The organism is Flavobacterium sp. B330r, from assembly GCF_056824325.1.
In genome coordinates this window covers 3,714,057-3,730,801 of the sequence record NZ_CP124860.1, presented here as the reverse complement: position 1 = coordinate 3,730,801, position 16,745 = coordinate 3,714,057, and the positions used below count along the sequence as shown (strand labels likewise).

The 16,745-nt window shown below is 33.0% G+C and carries 17 protein-coding genes; 12 read left to right on the top strand and 5 right to left on the bottom strand.

Going from position 1 to position 16,745, the window contains the following annotated elements; all coding sequences use genetic code 11:
- Positions 1-144: 144 nt before the first annotated feature.
- From rlmD to QLQ95_RS16480, 3 genes are read left to right on the top strand one after another with little or no spacing between them, the layout of a single operon-like run.
- The gene (rlmD, locus tag QLQ95_RS16490) at positions 145-1,557 is read left to right on the top strand and encodes a 23S rRNA (uracil(1939)-C(5))-methyltransferase RlmD (protein ID WP_482500664.1); all 1,413 of its coding nucleotides are present in this window, start codon (positions 145-147) and stop codon (positions 1,555-1,557) included.
- Positions 1,558-1,564: 7 nt separating this feature from the next.
- Complete coding sequence (locus QLQ95_RS16485; RefSeq protein WP_095930945.1) at positions 1,565-2,101, top strand: DUF6452 family protein; 537 nt, start codon at positions 1,565-1,567, stop codon at positions 2,099-2,101.
- Positions 2,073-2,918: a DUF6048 family protein gene (locus tag QLQ95_RS16480; protein ID WP_095930946.1), complete on the top strand. Its 846-nt coding sequence runs from the start codon at positions 2,073-2,075 to the stop codon at positions 2,916-2,918. The genes QLQ95_RS16485 and QLQ95_RS16480 overlap by 29 nt, the downstream gene beginning before the upstream one ends.
- A 144-nt stretch (positions 2,919-3,062) precedes the next feature.
- On the opposite strand, the gene QLQ95_RS16475 is transcribed toward QLQ95_RS16480, so the two are convergent.
- From QLQ95_RS16475 to QLQ95_RS16465, 3 genes are all read right to left on the bottom strand, one after another.
- A complete protein-coding gene (locus QLQ95_RS16475) occupies positions 3,063-3,755 on the bottom strand; it encodes an aspartate/glutamate racemase family protein (RefSeq protein ID WP_482500662.1) in 693 nt (230 codons plus the stop codon).
- A 12-nt stretch (positions 3,756-3,767) separates the two neighbouring features.
- Positions 3,768-4,004, bottom strand: a complete 237-nt coding sequence (locus QLQ95_RS16470; protein ID WP_095930948.1) for a hypothetical protein — start codon at positions 4,002-4,004, stop codon at positions 3,768-3,770.
- Between the two features lie 187 nt (positions 4,005-4,191).
- The gene (locus QLQ95_RS16465) at positions 4,192-5,349 is read right to left on the bottom strand and encodes a THUMP domain-containing class I SAM-dependent RNA methyltransferase (RefSeq protein WP_095930949.1); all 1,158 of its coding nucleotides are present in this window, start codon (positions 5,347-5,349) and stop codon (positions 4,192-4,194) included.
- Between the two features lie 137 nt (positions 5,350-5,486).
- Here QLQ95_RS16465 and QLQ95_RS16460 point away from each other — a divergent pair, with 137 nt between their 5' ends.
- Together QLQ95_RS16460 and QLQ95_RS16455 are read left to right on the top strand one after the other, a co-directional pair.
- Positions 5,487-6,251, top strand: coding sequence for a class I SAM-dependent methyltransferase (locus QLQ95_RS16460; RefSeq protein ID WP_095930950.1), 765 nt, complete (start codon positions 5,487-5,489; stop codon positions 6,249-6,251).
- 81 nt (positions 6,252-6,332) lie between these two features.
- Positions 6,333-7,001 carry a ZIP family metal transporter gene (locus tag QLQ95_RS16455; RefSeq protein WP_095930951.1) on the top strand — a complete coding sequence of 223 codons (669 nt, stop codon included), beginning with the start codon at positions 6,333-6,335 and terminating at the stop codon, positions 6,999-7,001.
- Positions 7,002-7,231: 230 nt separating this feature from the next.
- Here QLQ95_RS16455 and QLQ95_RS16450 read toward each other — a convergent pair whose 3' ends face one another.
- Together QLQ95_RS16450 and QLQ95_RS16445 are read right to left on the bottom strand one after the other, a co-directional pair.
- Entirely contained in the window at positions 7,232-9,610 is a 2,379-nt protein-coding gene (locus tag QLQ95_RS16450) for a TonB-dependent receptor (protein WP_482500660.1), read from the bottom strand.
- Positions 9,611-9,766: 156 nt separating this feature from the next.
- Complete coding sequence (locus QLQ95_RS16445) at positions 9,767-10,900, bottom strand: helix-turn-helix domain-containing protein (protein ID WP_320495151.1); 1,134 nt, start codon at positions 10,898-10,900, stop codon at positions 9,767-9,769.
- A gap of 168 nt (positions 10,901-11,068) precedes the next feature.
- On the opposite strand from QLQ95_RS16445, the gene murQ reads away from it, so the two are divergent.
- The 7 genes from murQ to QLQ95_RS16410 all read left to right on the top strand — a co-directional run bounded on the left by murQ (position 11,069) and on the right by QLQ95_RS16410 (position 16,659).
- Complete coding sequence (gene murQ, locus QLQ95_RS16440; RefSeq protein ID WP_482500658.1) at positions 11,069-11,881, top strand: N-acetylmuramic acid 6-phosphate etherase; 813 nt, start codon at positions 11,069-11,071, stop codon at positions 11,879-11,881.
- A gap of 181 nt (positions 11,882-12,062) precedes the next feature.
- Complete coding sequence (locus QLQ95_RS16435) at positions 12,063-12,284, top strand: DUF6095 family protein (protein ID WP_095930955.1); 222 nt, start codon at positions 12,063-12,065, stop codon at positions 12,282-12,284.
- A gap of 30 nt (positions 12,285-12,314) precedes the next feature.
- Positions 12,315-12,887: a pentapeptide repeat-containing protein gene (locus QLQ95_RS16430; protein WP_095930958.1), complete on the top strand. Its 573-nt coding sequence runs from the start codon at positions 12,315-12,317 to the stop codon at positions 12,885-12,887.
- A 2-nt stretch (positions 12,888-12,889) separates the two neighbouring features.
- Positions 12,890-13,465, top strand: a complete 576-nt coding sequence (locus tag QLQ95_RS16425) for a DUF1572 family protein (RefSeq protein WP_095930959.1) — start codon at positions 12,890-12,892, stop codon at positions 13,463-13,465.
- An 85-nt stretch (positions 13,466-13,550) separates the two neighbouring features.
- Positions 13,551-13,922, top strand: a complete 372-nt coding sequence (locus tag QLQ95_RS16420; RefSeq protein WP_095930960.1) for a DNA topoisomerase IV — start codon at positions 13,551-13,553, stop codon at positions 13,920-13,922.
- 182 nt (positions 13,923-14,104) lie between these two features.
- Entirely contained in the window at positions 14,105-16,024 is a 1,920-nt protein-coding gene (locus QLQ95_RS16415) for a DUF294 nucleotidyltransferase-like domain-containing protein (protein ID WP_482500655.1), read from the top strand.
- A 2-nt stretch (positions 16,025-16,026) separates the two neighbouring features.
- Positions 16,027-16,659 (top strand): 3'-5' exonuclease, encoded by a 633-nt coding sequence (locus QLQ95_RS16410; protein ID WP_095930962.1) that lies wholly within the window; start codon positions 16,027-16,029, stop codon positions 16,657-16,659.
- Positions 16,660-16,745 lie beyond the last annotated feature (86 nt).

Below are 16,745 nucleotides of genomic sequence, written 5' to 3'. Positions count from 1 at the left end.
ATAGCAGGTTAATATGTAATTTTATTGGGATTATTACGAAAACAAAATTAGCTTTTATCCCCAATTAAACTAATATTTTGAAGAATTTCTAAATTTTTTCTAAAATTAAATTTGTAAAAGTTTTCAAAGGCTTATTTTTGCGCTATGGGAAGAAAAAATACAGACAAAATTGTCTTTCATCAAATTCAAGTTCTTGATGCTGGTGCAAAAGGGGTTTCAGTAGCCAAAGCACCTGACGGAAAAGTTATCTTTATTCCGAATGTGGTACCTGGAGATGTTGTAGACGTACAGACACTAAAAAAAAGAAAAGCGTATTACGAAGGTAAAGCGGTAAAATTTCACGAATTATCTGAATATAGAGTTGAGCCAATATGCGAACATTTTGGTGTATGTGGAGGTTGCAAATGGCAAAATATGAAATACAGCCAGCAACTTGCATTTAAACAAAATGAGGTTAAAAATCACTTACAAAGAATAGGAAAAATCGAACTTCCAGAATTTGAAGATATTTTAGGTTCTGAGAAACAGTTTTTCTACAGAAATAAAATGGAATTTTCTTTTTCTAACAGCCGTTGGTTAACTGAAAAAGAAATTGGAAGCACTGAAGATTTAGGGAACAGAAACGCTTTAGGTTTTCATATTCCTAAAATGTGGGATAAAATCTTAGACATCAACAAATGTCATTTACAAGAAGATCCTTCAAATGCCATTCGTAACGAAATTAGAGCTTTTGCAAACGAACATAATTTAGCTTTTTTTAATCCGAGAGAACATTCTGGATTATTAAGAACGGTTATGATTCGTACGGTTTCTACTGGAGAAATCATGGTTTTGATTCAGTTTTTTGAAGAAGACAAAGAAAACCGAGAATTAATTCTTGACCATTTATACGAGAAATTCCCTCAAATTACTTCATTACAATATGTTGTAAACGGAAAACCAAACGATACAATTTACGATCAGGATGTAATCCTTTACAAAGGAAGAAACTACATTTTGGAAGAAATGGAAGGTTTAAAATTCAGCATTAATGCTAAATCATTCTACCAAACCAACTCTGACCAAGCTTACGAATTATATAAAATAACACGAGATTTTGCTGGGCTTACAGGAAATGAAGTGGTTTATGACTTATATACAGGAACTGGAACCATTGCACAGTTCGTTTCTAAAAAAGCAAAAAAAGTAATTGGAGTAGAAAGTGTTCCTGAAGCTATTATTGATGCTAAAGCCAATGCAGAACGCAATAATATTACAAATTGCGAGTTTTTTGTTGGTGACATGAAGGTAGTCTTTAATGAAGCTTTTATTGCACAGCACGGAAAACCAGACGTTATTATTACAGACCCGCCTCGTGACGGAATGCATAAAGATGTTGTAGAACAAATCTTAAAAATTGCTCCTGAAAAAGTGGTTTATGTAAGCTGTAATTCTGCAACTCAAGCGCGCGATCTAGCTTTAATGGATGAAAAATACAAAGTAACTCGTGTGCGCCCTGTAGATATGTTTCCGCAGACGCATCATGTTGAAAATGTTGTACTTTTAGAACTTCGATAAAAAATACATGAAAAAATTAATCTCTCTTTTACTGCTCTTCACTTTCGGCTTATCTAGCTGCGAGAAAGATGATATCTGCGATGCCAATACACCAACTACACCAAGATTGGTTATGACATTTTATGATATTTCTAGTCCGACGAAAACAAAAAATGTTACCAACTTAAAAGTTATTGGTGACGGAATGGAAGAAGGGATTGTTTTTAATGAAAGTCTCGCAGAAGATGATTCATTGAGATATGTAACCAGCGGAAGTACTGTATCAATTCCGTTAAAGGTAAATGACACTACAGCAACCTTTAAGTTTATTTACAGCTCTTTAAGCACCACAGCTATCAATACTGATGTTATTAAATTTAACTATAACACACAAAATGTATACGTTTCGAGAGCTTGTGGCTTTAAAACTATTTTTCAGCTAAAAAACATTCTGCCTTTTGTACATACTGATCCAGACGGAGATACGTTTTGGATGACCGAAGTTGATTTAGAAAACCCTAACATTGAATCTGAAAATGAAACACACATTAAAGTTTATTTCTAGTCTTTCATTATTGTTTTCAATGTTTTTAGGTTATGCGCAGGATGTTCCTGAGATTTCTAAAAATTTGAAGGACACAATAGCGACTAAAAAGCCAAAAACAGAAACTGTAAAAACGGCAAAACCAGAAATTCAGGAAGCTCAAGCTCCAATAGATAGCGTTATAAAAACAGACCGTTACGGACTTCGTGTTGGTGTTGATTTGTACAAACTTACTCGTGGCCTTTATGACAAAGATTATAAAGGAGTAGAATTTGTTGGAGACTGGCGATTAACCAAAAAGTATTTCTTAGCGGCAGAATTAGGCTACGAAGATAAAACTACAGAAGATGACCGTTTGACTTCTTCTGCTAACGGAACTTATATAAAAGCAGGTTTTGACTATAATTTTTATCAAAACTGGCTTGATATGGAAAACCTTATCACAATAGGAATGCGTGGCGGATTTAGTAGTTTTGCGCAAGAATTGCATAGCTATAAGATCTATAACCCGAATCCGTATTGGGGAGAATTACCTCCAATAGCAACAGACAATAAATATAGCGGACTTACCGCTACTTGGATTGAAGTTGCATTAGGACTAAAAGCCCAAGTTGTGAAAAATGTATTTGTTGGTTTCGGTGTTCAGCTTAAACTTCTGACTTCTAATAAAGAACCAAATAATTTCGAAAACCTTTATATTCCAGGTTTTAACAGAACTTATGACGGAAGTTTTGGAATTGGTTTCAACTACACAGTTTCCTACTTTATTCCGATTTATAAGAAAAAAACAATGGCATCTGAAACAGTAAAAAAAGAAGAACCTAAGAAGAAAAAATAGTTTTTTTTTAAGGTTCTAAGATGCTAAGACTCTAAGATACTAAGTTTAAAAAAAAGCGGTAAATTCAAGTTGAATTTACCGCTTTTTTATGTTGTTAAGATTAAAAACTTAGAACCTTAGTATCTCAGAATCTTAGCATCTTTTTTAAGTTAACTGAAAATTAATCGCTGCTTGTGTATGTATTAAAGTTGTATCAAAAATAGGGACAATTAAATCTCCTTCTTTTATTACTAGCGGAATTTCGGTGCATCCTAAAATAATTCCTTCTGCTCCATTTTTGATTAATTCATTTGCAATTTCAAGATAACGCTTTTTCGTTTCTTCAGTTGCAATTCCCCTTCCCAATTCTTCGAAGATGGTGTAATGAATAAAATCTTTGTCAGCTTCTCTTATTGGTATTATTGCTTCAATTCCTTTTTCAGCAAGTTTATCTTTAAAGAAATCCAATTCCATTGTGAATTTTGTTCCCAGTAAACCTACTTTTTTCAAGTCTTTTTTCTGAATTTCAATCGCTGTTTCTTCGGCAATATGAATAAGCGGAAGTCCAATAGCTTGCTGCAGTTTGTCTGCAATTAAATGCATTGTATTGGCACATAAAACAATAGCTTCTGCCCCGCCTGATTTTAAAACTTCTGCCGCTTTTAAAAGCATATTAAAAGTAGAATCCCAGTCGTTGGCATCGTTATTCTTTTTAATATCGGCATAATTAAAAGAGTAGATTAGACATTCAGAGAAATTTAGTCCGCCGAGTTTTTCATTAATTCCTTTATTAATTAAAGTATAATAATCAGATGTAGAAACCCAGCTGATTCCGCCAATAAGTCCAATTTTCCTCATATATTTTTCAAATTATCCGATTTCTTTAATTCCTTTTATAAAAAGCCACTTCATAAAAAGCTTTTCACCGTCTTTAGTTCTTACCGCTTGAAATTTAGGCCCAATAATAGTTCCAATTACAAATGCCGTCATCGGAATCCAAATTCCAGTTAATCCCGTGTAAGCCGCAATCAAATATCTAAATAAAAGAAATAAAATTGCAAAAGCAGCCAATTGGTATAAAAAAGCGCGTAGTTGTAGTTTTGACATTTTTTTTGAATTGCTAAGGTTCTGAGAGGCTAAGAGGCTAAGTTTTTTTCCTTGCAACTTATATATTCTTTAGAACCTTAATATTTATTTAAAATTATTCTTTTTCCCATTTTACTAAAACTCTTAGCATCTTAGAATCTTAGAGACTTAGTATCTCAGAATCTTAGAATCTTAGTATCTTAGAGACTTAGACTTGAAACTTCGTTCTCTTACTTCCTTCGTACATTTCGTATTTTACCAAACGTGCTTCAAGGCTTCCGTTAAAAAGTTTGATTTTTCTAGAAGGTTTTAATCCTACGAATTTTAAGGCTTCAAGGTTGGCTGTAATAAACCAAGCGTTTGTTCCTGGATAATTCTTCTTTAAAGTATCTCCAATACTAGCGTAGAATTTTTCCATATGAATATCCAAACGCTCATCGTAAGGCGGATTGAAAACAATATGCAGTTTACCTTCTGTTTCTTTTTCTGTATCAAAAAAGTTCTCTTCGTAAATTTTAATGTAATCTTCTAAATTAGCATTTCTAATATTGTCTTTCGCTTTGCTTACAGCACTTGGCGCTTTATCAAAACCTTTAATTGTATAATGAAACTCTCTAGTTTTTTTCATTAAACTATCAACAATCATATCAAACAAATCATTATCCCAATCTTTCCATTTTTCAAAAGCAAACTCTTTTCTGTTAATATTTGCTGGAATATTGCAGGCAATCATAGCTGCTTCTGCCAAGAAAGTTCCAGAACCGCACATAGGATCCAAGAAATCACTTTGTCCATCCCAACCAGACAATAAAAGAATTCCAGCTGCCAAAACCTCATTAATAGGGGCAATATTGGTAGCCGTTCTGTAACCACGCTGATGAAGCGACGCTCCAGAAGTATCTAAAGAAACAGAAACCTGATCTTTGTCAATATGAATATTAATACGCAAATCTGGATACTGTTTATCAATACTTGGACGCTGTCCCGTTCTTTCTCTAAACTGATCTACGATCGCATCTTTACATTTCTGAGAAATAAATTCAGAATGATTGAAATAAGTCGAATGCACCGTGCTATCAATCACAAAAGTCTGATTCGCATTTAAGTATTTAGACCAGTTTATCCCCAAAATTCCTTTGTACAAAGCCTGTTCATTATTAGCTCTAAAAGAATAAATTGGTTTTAAAACTTTAAGCGCAGTACGCAAAGACAAATTGGCTTTGTACATAAAACCTTTGTCTCCTTTAAAGCTTACCATCCTCACACCTTTTTCAACATCTTGAGCGCCAAGTGTGCGTAATTCTTTTTCTAATATTTCTTCAAAGCCAAAAAAACATTTGGCAATCATTTTAAAATTTTCTTCCATTTCTTTTTCAATTAAAAAAAGCTAATCGCTATAACATTTTATTATACTGTTATAAATAGGTATCGAAGCGAAATAGTTATTTTTCGGCAAAAATACACTAAATTTGCCGGACTTTTGAATTAATTGAAATAGAATAAATGTCTGTAAAACATAACGCACCAATCCAAAATCAAGAAGATGACAATCAAAACTGGTATTCTTCGTGGTTTGACACGCCATATTATCATATTCTTTACAAGGATCGTAATTATCGTGAAGCTCAGGTTTTCATGGACAATTTAACACATTATCTTAACCTGCCAGAGAAAGCCAAAGTATTGGATTTAGCGTGCGGAAAAGGCCGTCATTCTATTTATTTGAATCAATTAGGCTACGATGTTTTAGGCGCAGATTTGTCTGAAAACAGCATCGCCGAAGCTAGTAAAAACAGTAATGAAACCCTTCATTTTAAAGTGCACGACATGCGCGAGCCTTTTGAAGAAAAGTTTGATGCTATTTTCAATCTTTTTACCAGTTTTGGCTATTTTGAAAGCGACGAAGACAATCTGACCACTTTAAAAGCAATTAAAGAAAGCTTATCAGAATACGGTTTTGCTGTAATCGATTTCATGAATGTACCAAACGTTATTGAAAATCTTGTTCCCGAAGAAGTAAAAACAGTTGACGAAATAGATTTTCACATCAAAAGATACGTTGAAGACGGACATATTTTTAAAGAAATTGATTTTGAAGACCAAGGCAGAAAATATCATTTTACAGAAAAAGTAAAAGCCCTAACTTTGAAAGACTTTCAGGATTTAATGGACGAGGCTGGAATTTTTCTTTTAGACATTTTTGGAGACTACAAACTCAAAAAATTCCATAAAACCGAAAGCGAAAGATTAATCATGATTTTTAAGTAAATTAGTTAATCGTTTATTTGTTGAACCGTTTAATAGGTAAGCAAAAAACGATTAAACAAATCAACGGTTAAACAAATACAAATGAACTATTTATTACCCTTATTTTCTGTACTTTTAGGATATGGCGTGGCTTTATTTATAAAACCAGAAAACAAAAATAATTTAAAATTACTACTCGCATTTAGCGGTTCTTTTTTATTATCGTTAACCGTAATGCATCTTCTTCCAGATGTTTACGAATCGCACAATCATAATATCGGAATCTTTATAATGGTCGGAATTTTATTCCAGATCGTACTTGAATTTTTCTCAAAAGGTGCCGAACATGGACACGTTCACGGACACGCAAAAATGTCTCAAATTCCATGGCTTTTATTTATCAGCCTTTGCATTCACGCCTTTTTAGAAGGATTTCCTGTAAGCCACCATCATGGTTTAGCAGTAGGAATTGCCATTCATCATCTGCCAATTGCGGTTATCTTAACCACATTTTTCATCAATGCAGATTTAAACAAAAAAGCCATTTTTGCCTTCATGCTGACCTTTGCCATCATGACCCCACTCGGAACTGTAGCTTCAGAATATTTGCCCTTCTTAAGTAAATATTACACCGAAATAACAGCAATCGTAATAGGTATTTTATTCCACATTTCCTCAACCATCATTTTTGAAAGCAGCGAAGGACACAAATTCAACATTGCCAAAGTTTCTATGATCGTTCTAGGAATTTTATTGGCATTCTTTTTATAATCTGGGCGTGCCCAAATTTCCAAAAGGCGCAATTTAACAAACCGCTTATGTGCGCCTTTCGCAAATTCGGTCGGGCTATCCGCATTACTTCGGTAATTTGCTCCTATCCCTCACGCAAGAAAAAGTTTCAAGTTTCAGGTTTCAAGTTTTACTCTCGCGTGTCAGGCTGAGCGAAGTCGAAGCCCAGTGAAAAATTATCTAATTATCAAATTGACTAATTATCTAATTCCTTAATTCCCCACCCTCTTCTTCTCGTCCTGATTTCCGAAAGCACGTTCTTTCACATTAATCTTTTTATTTCCGAAATTGTAAACCAAAGACAAACGCACAAAACGATTACTTTCATTTTGGCTATAAACCTGTTTTACGCCATTTACAACCGAAGTGAAATCTTTCAAATAAGAAGTATTAAAAATATCATTAGCCAAAAATGCAATCTGAAGCGTTTTATTCAACAAATCCTGTTTAAAACCAATATCAAAACTTGATGCATAACCAATCTCATACAAACCACTTTTAAAAGGTGAACTATAATTAAAATCAATTTGAAGTTTACTGCTTTTCCCTAGTATAAAAGTATTATTCGTCGTAAAATCAATCTGTAAACTATTTGATGGCGTTGCATTAATATCTTTTACAAACTCCGTCTTAGCGCCTAAAAAGTACAAAGTATTTTCACTCTGCCACCAATCTGCAAAACTTGCAGAATAACTTTCTCCCAAACCGTAATTCAAACCTTTATAATAGTTCTCGCGGGTTACAATCTGCGTATTCGTTTCTGGGTTTGAAGTAAAAACAACTCCATATCCATTTGTAATCGCATTTACAAAAATGCTTGTTCTTAAAACCTCTTTATAAGAATGCGCCAATTCAAAATTATCACTAAATGAAGGCTTTAAAAACGGATTTCCTTCAGAATAACTGTTACTATTAATATAAACTCTAAATGGATTCAGCAAATCAAAACGTGGTCGGTTGATTCTTTTTCCATAATTCAGACTAAAAGTATTGTTCTCATTTTTCTTGTACGAAGCATAAAAAGTTGTAAACAACTTCAAATAATCATTTACATTTTCCTGATTCATGGTTTCAGAGAATCCGCTTGTTTGTGTGTTCTCCAATCGTAAACCCATTTGCAGATTCCATTTTTCATTTAGCTTTTTATCTCCATTAATATAAAACGCCTGATTATTTTCAGTGTATTTAAATTGGTTTGACTGACTAGGATCTAATTCTGGAGTTCCAGTTATAGTATTGTAAAAAACCACATCGCTTATGCTGTTTGTAAAACTCATTTTCGCACCATAAGACAAATTAAAAGTTTCAAACGGATGTTCCATATCTGCCTTAAAACTCCAGTTATCAATATCTTGATTGGAAATATTTCTTCCCGCCTGATTGACATCAATAAATTCCATATCTGGATTATAATTGTTCGCTATAAAATCTCTATCAAATTTTGAGCTGTAATTGAAATAATCCACATCAAAAGATAATTTCTTTTTTGAATCAAATTTAGTGATCAAATGCGCATTATAAGTCTGATTTTTAGAACCTTTATCTGTAAAACTTTTATTCAATGTAACCTGCTCCAACTCGTTTTGGGTATTGTACTTTTCAATTCTAATATCCGATCCAAAATCAGGATTATTTCTGTCATTCATAAACTGAAAACCAATCGTTGAGCGTTCAGACAAATCATAGTCTAATGCCAATTTTCCTGAAAAATTCTCATTTTTAACTTTTGTATCGGCGTACATTGTAGAAAGTCCATTAGGAAAATACATATCTAAATTCTCTTTAGAGTTTTTATAACCCGTTTTACCATTCACGCTTGCCGAAAATCTAAACTTATTTTTGCTATAGAAGAAATTATCTCTCAAAGTGTAAATTCCATATTTATTCTGATCGTAAGAAACTGTAGTCGAATTTTTCCACGAATCGCGAACTCCCTTTTTCATAATAATATTAATCAGCCCTCCAGTTCCATCTGCTTCATATTTTGCGGGCGGATTGCTTATAACTTCAATGTTTTTAATATCTGCTGCCGAAATTGATTTCAAGAAATTGTTCAGTTCTTCGCCAGTCAATTCAATTAAACGTCCATCGATCATGACGCGCGAAGTTCCCTTTCCTAAAATGGTTATCACATCATTTTTCACTACAACTCCAGGCGCAGTATTAATTGCGCTTAAAGCGTCTCCTCCAACATTTGTGACATTGTTTTCTAGGTTATAAACCAAACGATCTGTTTTCTGCTCAATAGTTTTCTTTTTAGACTGAACCACAACTTCAACTAATTTGGTTTCGGTTTCTTTTAGAATTATAGTTCCTAAATCGGTGTTTTTTTCTAGTAAAATTTCTTTTTCATAATCGGCAAAACCCAAAAGACTGATTTCAATTTTATAAGAACCATTTTTAAGGCTGATATCAAAAGAACCATCTTCTTTAGTTGTAGTTCCATCAATAATTTTCCCTTCTTTATTTAATATTGAAATTTCAGCCCATTCTAAAGATTTGGTTTCACTAGCGACTCTTCCTTTTAGTGTTAATTGTGCTAAACAAAATAAAGGCAATAGTAAAAAGACTAGGAGATTTAATTTTTTCATGATTTCTAATTTTAACTTGTTCGATTAATTTGAAGCAAAGTTGCCTTAGAAAATCTTCCTATGCGACCGACAAAAAAAGTCGAACCATTTTCTCAAATAGAAATTGGTTCGACTTTATATAGGCAAGGCGTTCGACTTTTTACAAACCCTTTATTTTTAACTATTTCTGTAAGCTGTTGGGGTTAAATTGGTATATTTTTTAAATGAAGTATTAAAAGAAGATTTGGAGTTAAAACCAACTTCGTACAATATTTCTAGAACAGTTAATTGATTTTTTGATTGATCTCTTAAAATTTGCATGGCTTTTTGAATGCGATATTCATTCACAAAATCAAAAAAATGCTGATCGATATGATGATTTATTAAAATAGATAAATCGCGAACAGGAATACTAATCTGATTGGCCAATTCCTGAATAGTAAGTGATGGATCGAGAAATGGTTCTTTCTCAGTCATATATTGTTTTAAAGTACTAATTTGTGTATTGATCAAATCATTTTGCTGATTTACAGCTTCTGGCTTTTCATCAATTTCTGGCAGAATATCTTTTGTTAATACTAACTTAGAATTTACACCTCTAAAAAGTTCTGGATATTTTAAAGCTTTCATGATAAACCAGCACGTTATAAATAAAGCTATAGTTCCAACAAGGACATTTGCCCACAAAAACACTTCTTTGAAACCGCTGTACCTCAATATGTTTTTTAAAAGTACAATAGAATGTGCAACAAGAAACACGCATGTCATTTGAAAAAGCCATTTATAAGTAGAAACGCTCGGATTGGTGTAGTTTTCTAGATAAATTTCTTTGTATTTCTTCAAGATCAAAAATACACTTACGATATAAAAAACGTACTGAAATTCTATTAAAATCTGTATAAAATAGATCTCAGACATTTCATTTAAAGGACCTATAAAGTTGCCATTTACAATACTTAAATATATTCTTGGTATAAAAATTAAATTGACTATTACAAAAGGAAGCAAATGAATGAGATGTTTCCATTTTAACTTAAAGTCTGAATAACATACAGATAAAACATACAAATAAAATGATGGCATTCCCAGTAAACAGAAAGTTGCTCTAAAAATTTCTAAATTTCTGTGATCTTCTGTATACAGATAAATAAAAAAACCGCTAAGATCAATTGCCGAAAAAATAAAGAACAAAGCAAATAAGCGGTTAGCCAGTTTATTTTCTGTTTTAACGGTTAGCAGAAAAAATGCCATTAATAAGGAAACGAAAACAGAAATTCGAGCAATTCCCTGTAGTAAATCTAATTGATCCATCTATCTTTTTATATTAGACAAATATAATATTTTCGTTTTTGTAACAAAGCCACAATAAAACCGTCTTTAGAGAGAAAAAATAGAAGAAAAAAATTGATTTTAAATCTCTGAGACTTTGCAAGATTGAAATAAAATATATTAATTTTGACGAGTCTAAATAACGATAAAATGACATTTACGAAAACTACTGAACAAGCCTCAAAATATGAACATTTAGAGAAGATGTCTGTTCATGAATTGTTATCTAATATAAACCAGGAAGATAAAACTGTGCCTTATGCAGTCGAAAAAGCTTTACCACAAATAGAAGCTTTGATTCCGCAGATAGTCGACAAATTAAAACTTGGCGGCAGATTGTTTTATATTGGAGCAGGAACTTCTGGCCGACTTGGTGTTGTTGATGCTTCTGAATGTCCGCCCACTTTTGGCGTTCCTTTCGACTTAGTAAATGGCATTATTGCAGGTGGCGACACAGCGATTAGACGCGCAGTAGAAAACGCAGAAGATAACCCTACACAAGCTTGGATTGATCTTCAAAACCATAAAATCGATTCTAATGATGTTGTAATCGGAATTGCTGCTTCGGGAACAACTCCGTATGTTATTGGTGGATTAGAAACTTGTAACCAAAACAATATTATCACCGGTTGTATTACTTGTAATGCTGGAAGTCCATTGGCATTGACGGCGCAATTTCCTATTGAGGTCGTAGTTGGGCCAGAATTTGTAACTGGAAGCTCTAGAATGAAAGCTGGAACTGCGCAGAAACTGGTTTTAAACATGATTTCGACTGCAGCTATGATTAAGTTAGGAAAAGTAAGGGGAAACAAAATGGTCGATATGCAGTTAAGCAATGTAAAACTGGTTGATCGTGGTGTAAAAATGATTATGGACGAGATTTCGGTTTCGTATGACGAAGCTTCTGAATTATTGAAAAAATATGGCAGCGTAAGAAATGCTGTCGACAATTATAAAAAATAAAAAGGCTTCTGAGTGGTTGTTTAACCGCAAAGTACGCTAAGATTTATGCAAGGTTCGCAAGGTTTTTGTCCAAAACTTTGCGAACTTTGTCATTATAAAAATATATCATATAAAAAACTTAGCGTACTTTGCGATTAAATACAAGCCAACAGCTTACAACCTTAAAATTGAAACAAAAAAGATGGCAACGAATAAAGAATTACTAAAAAAAGGAGTGAAATATTTATCAGGCGCTCTGCCTTTAATGTTTCTTGGCCCAACATTGATTTATAATGCTTTTATGAATCAGCATACCAACTGGCATTATCTTGTTTTAGGAATTGGAATTGTGGCTTGCCTAAGTTCTATGCTTTTGATCTTTTTGGGATTGAAAATTATTATGAAAGGTATATTTAACGATTAAGAACTGAAAACTTAAATTTCTAAAATACTTATGGAAGCTCTAATTCACATTCAGAAAACATTTGAGAAAGTTGTTTATATTGATAAGAAAATAAACAATCGCGAGTTTGAAGATTGTGTTTTTAAAAACTGCGACTTTTCTAACAGCAATTTCAATTCTAATACTTTTCTTGACTGCGAGTTTATTGACTGCAATTTATCAATGACAAGTTTGGCAGGAACGAGTTTAAAGAACGTCACTTTCAAAAACTGTAAACTTCTCGGAATTGCATTTAACGAATGTGACGATTTTCTATTCCAGGTTTATTTTGATGAATGCGTTCTTGATTATGCATTGTTTTCCAATAAAAAAATGCCAAAAACTAAGTTCGTTAATTCTTCTGTTCGCGAAGTAACTTTTGTTGGAACCAATTTAACGAGTTCTGTTTTTGATAATTGCGATCTTGATGGCGCTATTTTTAATGAAACACAATTAGCATCGGTCAATTTTAAAACGGCTTACAATTACAAAATCGATCCTGAATTTAATCCGATGAAAAAAGCACAATTTTCTACTGAAGGAATTGTCGGATTATTAGATAAGTATGATATCAAAATTGTTTAGTTATGAGTGCCAATGAATCTTATCTAGAAAGTGTCAGAAAGCAGTTTTTGTATTATAAAATGCTTGGCGAAAAAGCCATTGACCAACTTGAACCTCAACAGCTTTTTATTTCGGTAAATGAAGACACCAACAGCATTGCTACAATAATAAAACATATTTCGGGCAATATGCTGTCTCGATGGACTGATTTTCTTACTACCGATGGTGAAAAAGAATGGCGCAACAGAGATTCTGAATTTGAAAATGATTTACAATCTAAAGACGAAGTTCTTGAACTGTGGAATAAAGGATGGAATTGTCTCGAAAATGCTCTTGAAAGCTTAAAACCAGAACAGCTTTCAGATATTATTTATATAAGAAATGAAGGCCATACGGTTATAGAAGCTATAAATCGACAATTGGCACATTATCCGTATCATGTAGGGCAGATTGTTTTTTATGCCAAACAGCTTAAAAACAGCGAATGGAATAGTTTATCGATTCCGAAAAACAAATCGGGAAATTATAACGCCGAAAAGTTTGCCAAAGAAAAAGAAATCAAGAACTTTACCGATGATGAGTTAAAAAGATTGAAATGACCCGTTTGTCAGTCTGAGCGTAGTCGAAGACCTTTTTGTGGCATAAAAATGAAATCTCTAGCTCTAAAAAAACAACTTAATTAAAATGAAAAAAATAGTATTCTTATTCCCTTTTCTAGCTTTAGTTTCATGCTATAATGCAGAACACAATTGCAAGGATTTTAAAACAGGGAAATTCAAATTTGAAACAGATGTCAATGGCGTAAAAAAAACAACTTATTTTGAGCGTAAAGACAATATCGAAATTGAAACTTACGAAGGAAAAACCGATACTGCTACAATACGCTGGGTAAGTGACTGTGAGTACGTGCTGCAAAAGAAACATCCTAAAAATATGGCTGAAGAAAAAGCGATCAGCATGAAGATTTTAAACACTTCTAAAGATTCTTATACTTTCGAATTTGGCTTGGTTGGTTCTGAAGAAAAACAGCGAGGAACAGTTTATAAAGTTGATTAAATAATAAAGGCTCCATTTGGGAGCTTTTTTTTTGCCACAAAGACACAAAGTCTCCAAATTTTTTTATTCTCATTTTTTAAACTTTGCAACTCTGAATCTTTGTCCCTTTGTAACTAAAAAAACAAACGTGTTTCTTTTACATTTCTATTTTAAATAGTACATTAGAACTCTAATCTAACCAAATGAAAAATACCATTTCGCAGAGAGTTGCTGATTTTTTAAAAAATTATCCGCCGTTTAATTTTCTTCACCAGAGAGATTTAGAAAAGCTTTCTGAACAGATTTCTATTATTTATAAAGAAAAAGATGCCGTCATTTTTGCTGAAAATGACAAAACCCACGATTCTTTTTACGTGGTTCATAAAGGCGCTGTTGCACTTAAAAAAAACATTAAAAATACCGTTTTAGATATGTGCGATGAGGGCGATATTTTTGGATTGCGTCCGTTATTGGCACAAGAAAATTATATCATGGAAGCGGTCGCTCACGAAGAAAGCATTTTGTACGCCATTCCTATTGCGGTTTTTAAACCTTATGCGCTCGAGAATAGAAATGTTGGTAATTTCTTGATTGAAAGTTATGCTTCGAATACTCGAAATCCTTATTCCGATATTCATAAAGATAAATTATATGGTGATGATCAGTTAAATGAAAATCTGCATTCGAGCAATCATTCTTTTGATTTAGCGCCCATAAAATATTCAAAAAAAATAGTTACCTGTAGTCCGTCAACCACTGTTAAGGAAGTGGCGAAGATTATGAATAAAAAGAAAGTCGGTGCTATTTTGATTGTTGATGAAATGCTTCCGATTGGTATTTTGACAGATAAAGATCTTCGAAATAAAATCGTTACAGGAGATTTTCCTATTACAACCACTGCCGAAACGATAATGACCAAACCTGTTATTACGTATCCTAAAAAAATGACGGTTACTGAGGCGCAAATGGCCATGATGAAAAGTAATATCAGTCATTTGTGTTTAACGAAAGATGGAACGGTAAACACAAAAGCGGTTGGAATTTTATCGAAACACGACGTTATGGTTGCGCTCGGAAACAATCCTGCGGTTTTAATTAAAGCCTTAAAACGAACTAAAAAAATTAAGGAAATAAAACCTATTCGCAATCGTATTATGCAGTTGTTGCAAGGTTATTTGGATCAAAATATCCCAATGACTTTGATTACGAAAATCATTACCGAACTTAACGAAGCCTGCACCAATCGTGTTATTGAGATTTGCTTAGAAAAAATGAGCAGTCCGCCGCCCGTTAAATTTGCTTGGCTCGCACTCGGAAGTCAAGGCCGCGGCGAGCAAATGTTGCATACAGATCAAGATAATGCCATTGTTTATGAAAATGTGAATGAAGTTTTTAGAGAGGAAACTAAAATCTATTTTCTAAAATTTGCCGGACTTGTCAATAAAGGGCTTTTTGAAATTGGATACGATTATTGTCCTGCCGAAATGATGGCTTCGAACCCAAAATGGTGTATGAGTGTGGACGAATGGAAAAACAATGTGCATCATTGGATTACAAATCCAGGTAAAAATGAGGTCTTATTGTCCTTTATTTTCTTTGATTATAGTTTAACTTACGGAGATACCGAAGTAGCAAATCAATTGTCTGATTATATTTTTGAAGATTTAAAAGCAAATCCTATTTTTTATATGCATTTGGTGAGTGGTGCTCTGCAAAGCCCTTCTCCTACTGGTTTCTTTAGACAATTTTTGGTGGAGCAAGATGGCGCTAACAAAGATAATTTTGATATTAAACGAAGAGCTTTAATGCCGTTAACCGATGCTGCGCGTGTTTTAATTTTATCTCATTCAGTAAAATCGATTAGCAATACAGCAGAGCGCTTTGAGAAATTAGCAGAACTGGAACCTAACAATAGAGAATTGTATTTATCGTGCTCTTATTCTTTCAAAGCTTTATTAAAATTTAGAACCAAGCAGGGTCTTTTGCATCATGATTCTGGTCAGTTTATCGAATTGGAGTCTTTGACCAAAATGGAAAAAATTAAGCTCAAACGCACTTTTAAAACCATTAAGGAACTTCAGGAACTTATTTCAGTACGTTTTAATATCTCAAATTTGGTATAATCATGAGTTTATTCAATTTTTGGAAAAAAGAAGAAACTAATCTATTCGATGAAAATATTACAATCGAAGAAACTCGTTTTGTGGTTTTGGATACCGAAACAACTGGTTTTGATTACGAAAATGACCGTATTCTCTGCATAGGCGCACTAGTTCTTCAAAACGGAATTATTAATGTTCAGGAAAGCTTTGAAGTATATTTAGAACAAGATCATTACGATAAATCGACCGCTCAAATTCATGGTATTTTAAAAGATTTACTGATTAAACGTCCTACTGAATTGGAGGCATTACAGCAGTTTCTAGATTTTCTAGGAGACTCCATTATCATTGCGCATCACACTATTTTTGATGTTACAATGATTAATAAAGCTTTAGAAAGAAACGGACTTCCTCATTTAACGAATAAAACCTTAGACACGGCTTATTTGTATAAAAAGACTTTAATTCAATCTCATTTATTTGAACGAAAGGATCATTACACCTTAGATGATCTTGCAGACAAATTTGATATTTCCAAGAAAGATCGCCACACAGCACTGGGGGATGCCTACATCACTGCCATTGCTTTTCTTAAGATTGTAAAGAAATTGAGAGAGAAAAAAGCAATTAGTTTAAATCAGCTTTTCAAACCTTAAGATTTTTTTATGAATCTTAACTTTACATTTCAACTCCATAATTTACCATTTAGTAATACTAGACTTATAAAAATTAGCAAAAAAGA

Coding starts and splice junctions, on each gene's coding strand:
- rlmD (WP_482500664.1), top strand. CDS start 145: ATGGGAAGAAAAAATACAGACAAAATTGTCTTTCATCAAATTCAAGTT.
- QLQ95_RS16485 (WP_095930945.1), top strand. CDS start 1,565: ATGAAAAAATTAATCTCTCTTTTACTGCTCTTCACTTTCGGCTTATCT.
- QLQ95_RS16480 (WP_095930946.1), top strand. CDS start 2,073: ATGAAACACACATTAAAGTTTATTTCTAGTCTTTCATTATTGTTTTCA.
- QLQ95_RS16475 (WP_482500662.1), bottom strand. CDS start 3,755: ATGAGGAAAATTGGACTTATTGGCGGAATCAGCTGGGTTTCTACATCT.
- QLQ95_RS16470 (WP_095930948.1), bottom strand. CDS start 4,004: ATGTCAAAACTACAACTACGCGCTTTTTTATACCAATTGGCTGCTTTT.
- QLQ95_RS16465 (WP_095930949.1), bottom strand. CDS start 5,349: ATGGAAGAAAATTTTAAAATGATTGCCAAATGTTTTTTTGGCTTTGAA.
- QLQ95_RS16460 (WP_095930950.1), top strand. CDS start 5,487: ATGTCTGTAAAACATAACGCACCAATCCAAAATCAAGAAGATGACAAT.
- QLQ95_RS16455 (WP_095930951.1), top strand. CDS start 6,333: ATGAACTATTTATTACCCTTATTTTCTGTACTTTTAGGATATGGCGTG.
- QLQ95_RS16450 (WP_482500660.1), bottom strand. CDS start 9,610: ATGAAAAAATTAAATCTCCTAGTCTTTTTACTATTGCCTTTATTTTGT.
- QLQ95_RS16445 (WP_320495151.1), bottom strand. CDS start 10,900: ATGGATCAATTAGATTTACTACAGGGAATTGCTCGAATTTCTGTTTTC.
- murQ (WP_482500658.1), top strand. CDS start 11,069: ATGACATTTACGAAAACTACTGAACAAGCCTCAAAATATGAACATTTA.
- QLQ95_RS16435 (WP_095930955.1), top strand. CDS start 12,063: ATGGCAACGAATAAAGAATTACTAAAAAAAGGAGTGAAATATTTATCA.
- QLQ95_RS16430 (WP_095930958.1), top strand. CDS start 12,315: ATGGAAGCTCTAATTCACATTCAGAAAACATTTGAGAAAGTTGTTTAT.
- QLQ95_RS16425 (WP_095930959.1), top strand. CDS start 12,890: ATGAGTGCCAATGAATCTTATCTAGAAAGTGTCAGAAAGCAGTTTTTG.
- QLQ95_RS16420 (WP_095930960.1), top strand. CDS start 13,551: ATGAAAAAAATAGTATTCTTATTCCCTTTTCTAGCTTTAGTTTCATGC.
- QLQ95_RS16415 (WP_482500655.1), top strand. CDS start 14,105: ATGAAAAATACCATTTCGCAGAGAGTTGCTGATTTTTTAAAAAATTAT.
- QLQ95_RS16410 (WP_095930962.1), top strand. CDS start 16,027: ATGAGTTTATTCAATTTTTGGAAAAAAGAAGAAACTAATCTATTCGAT.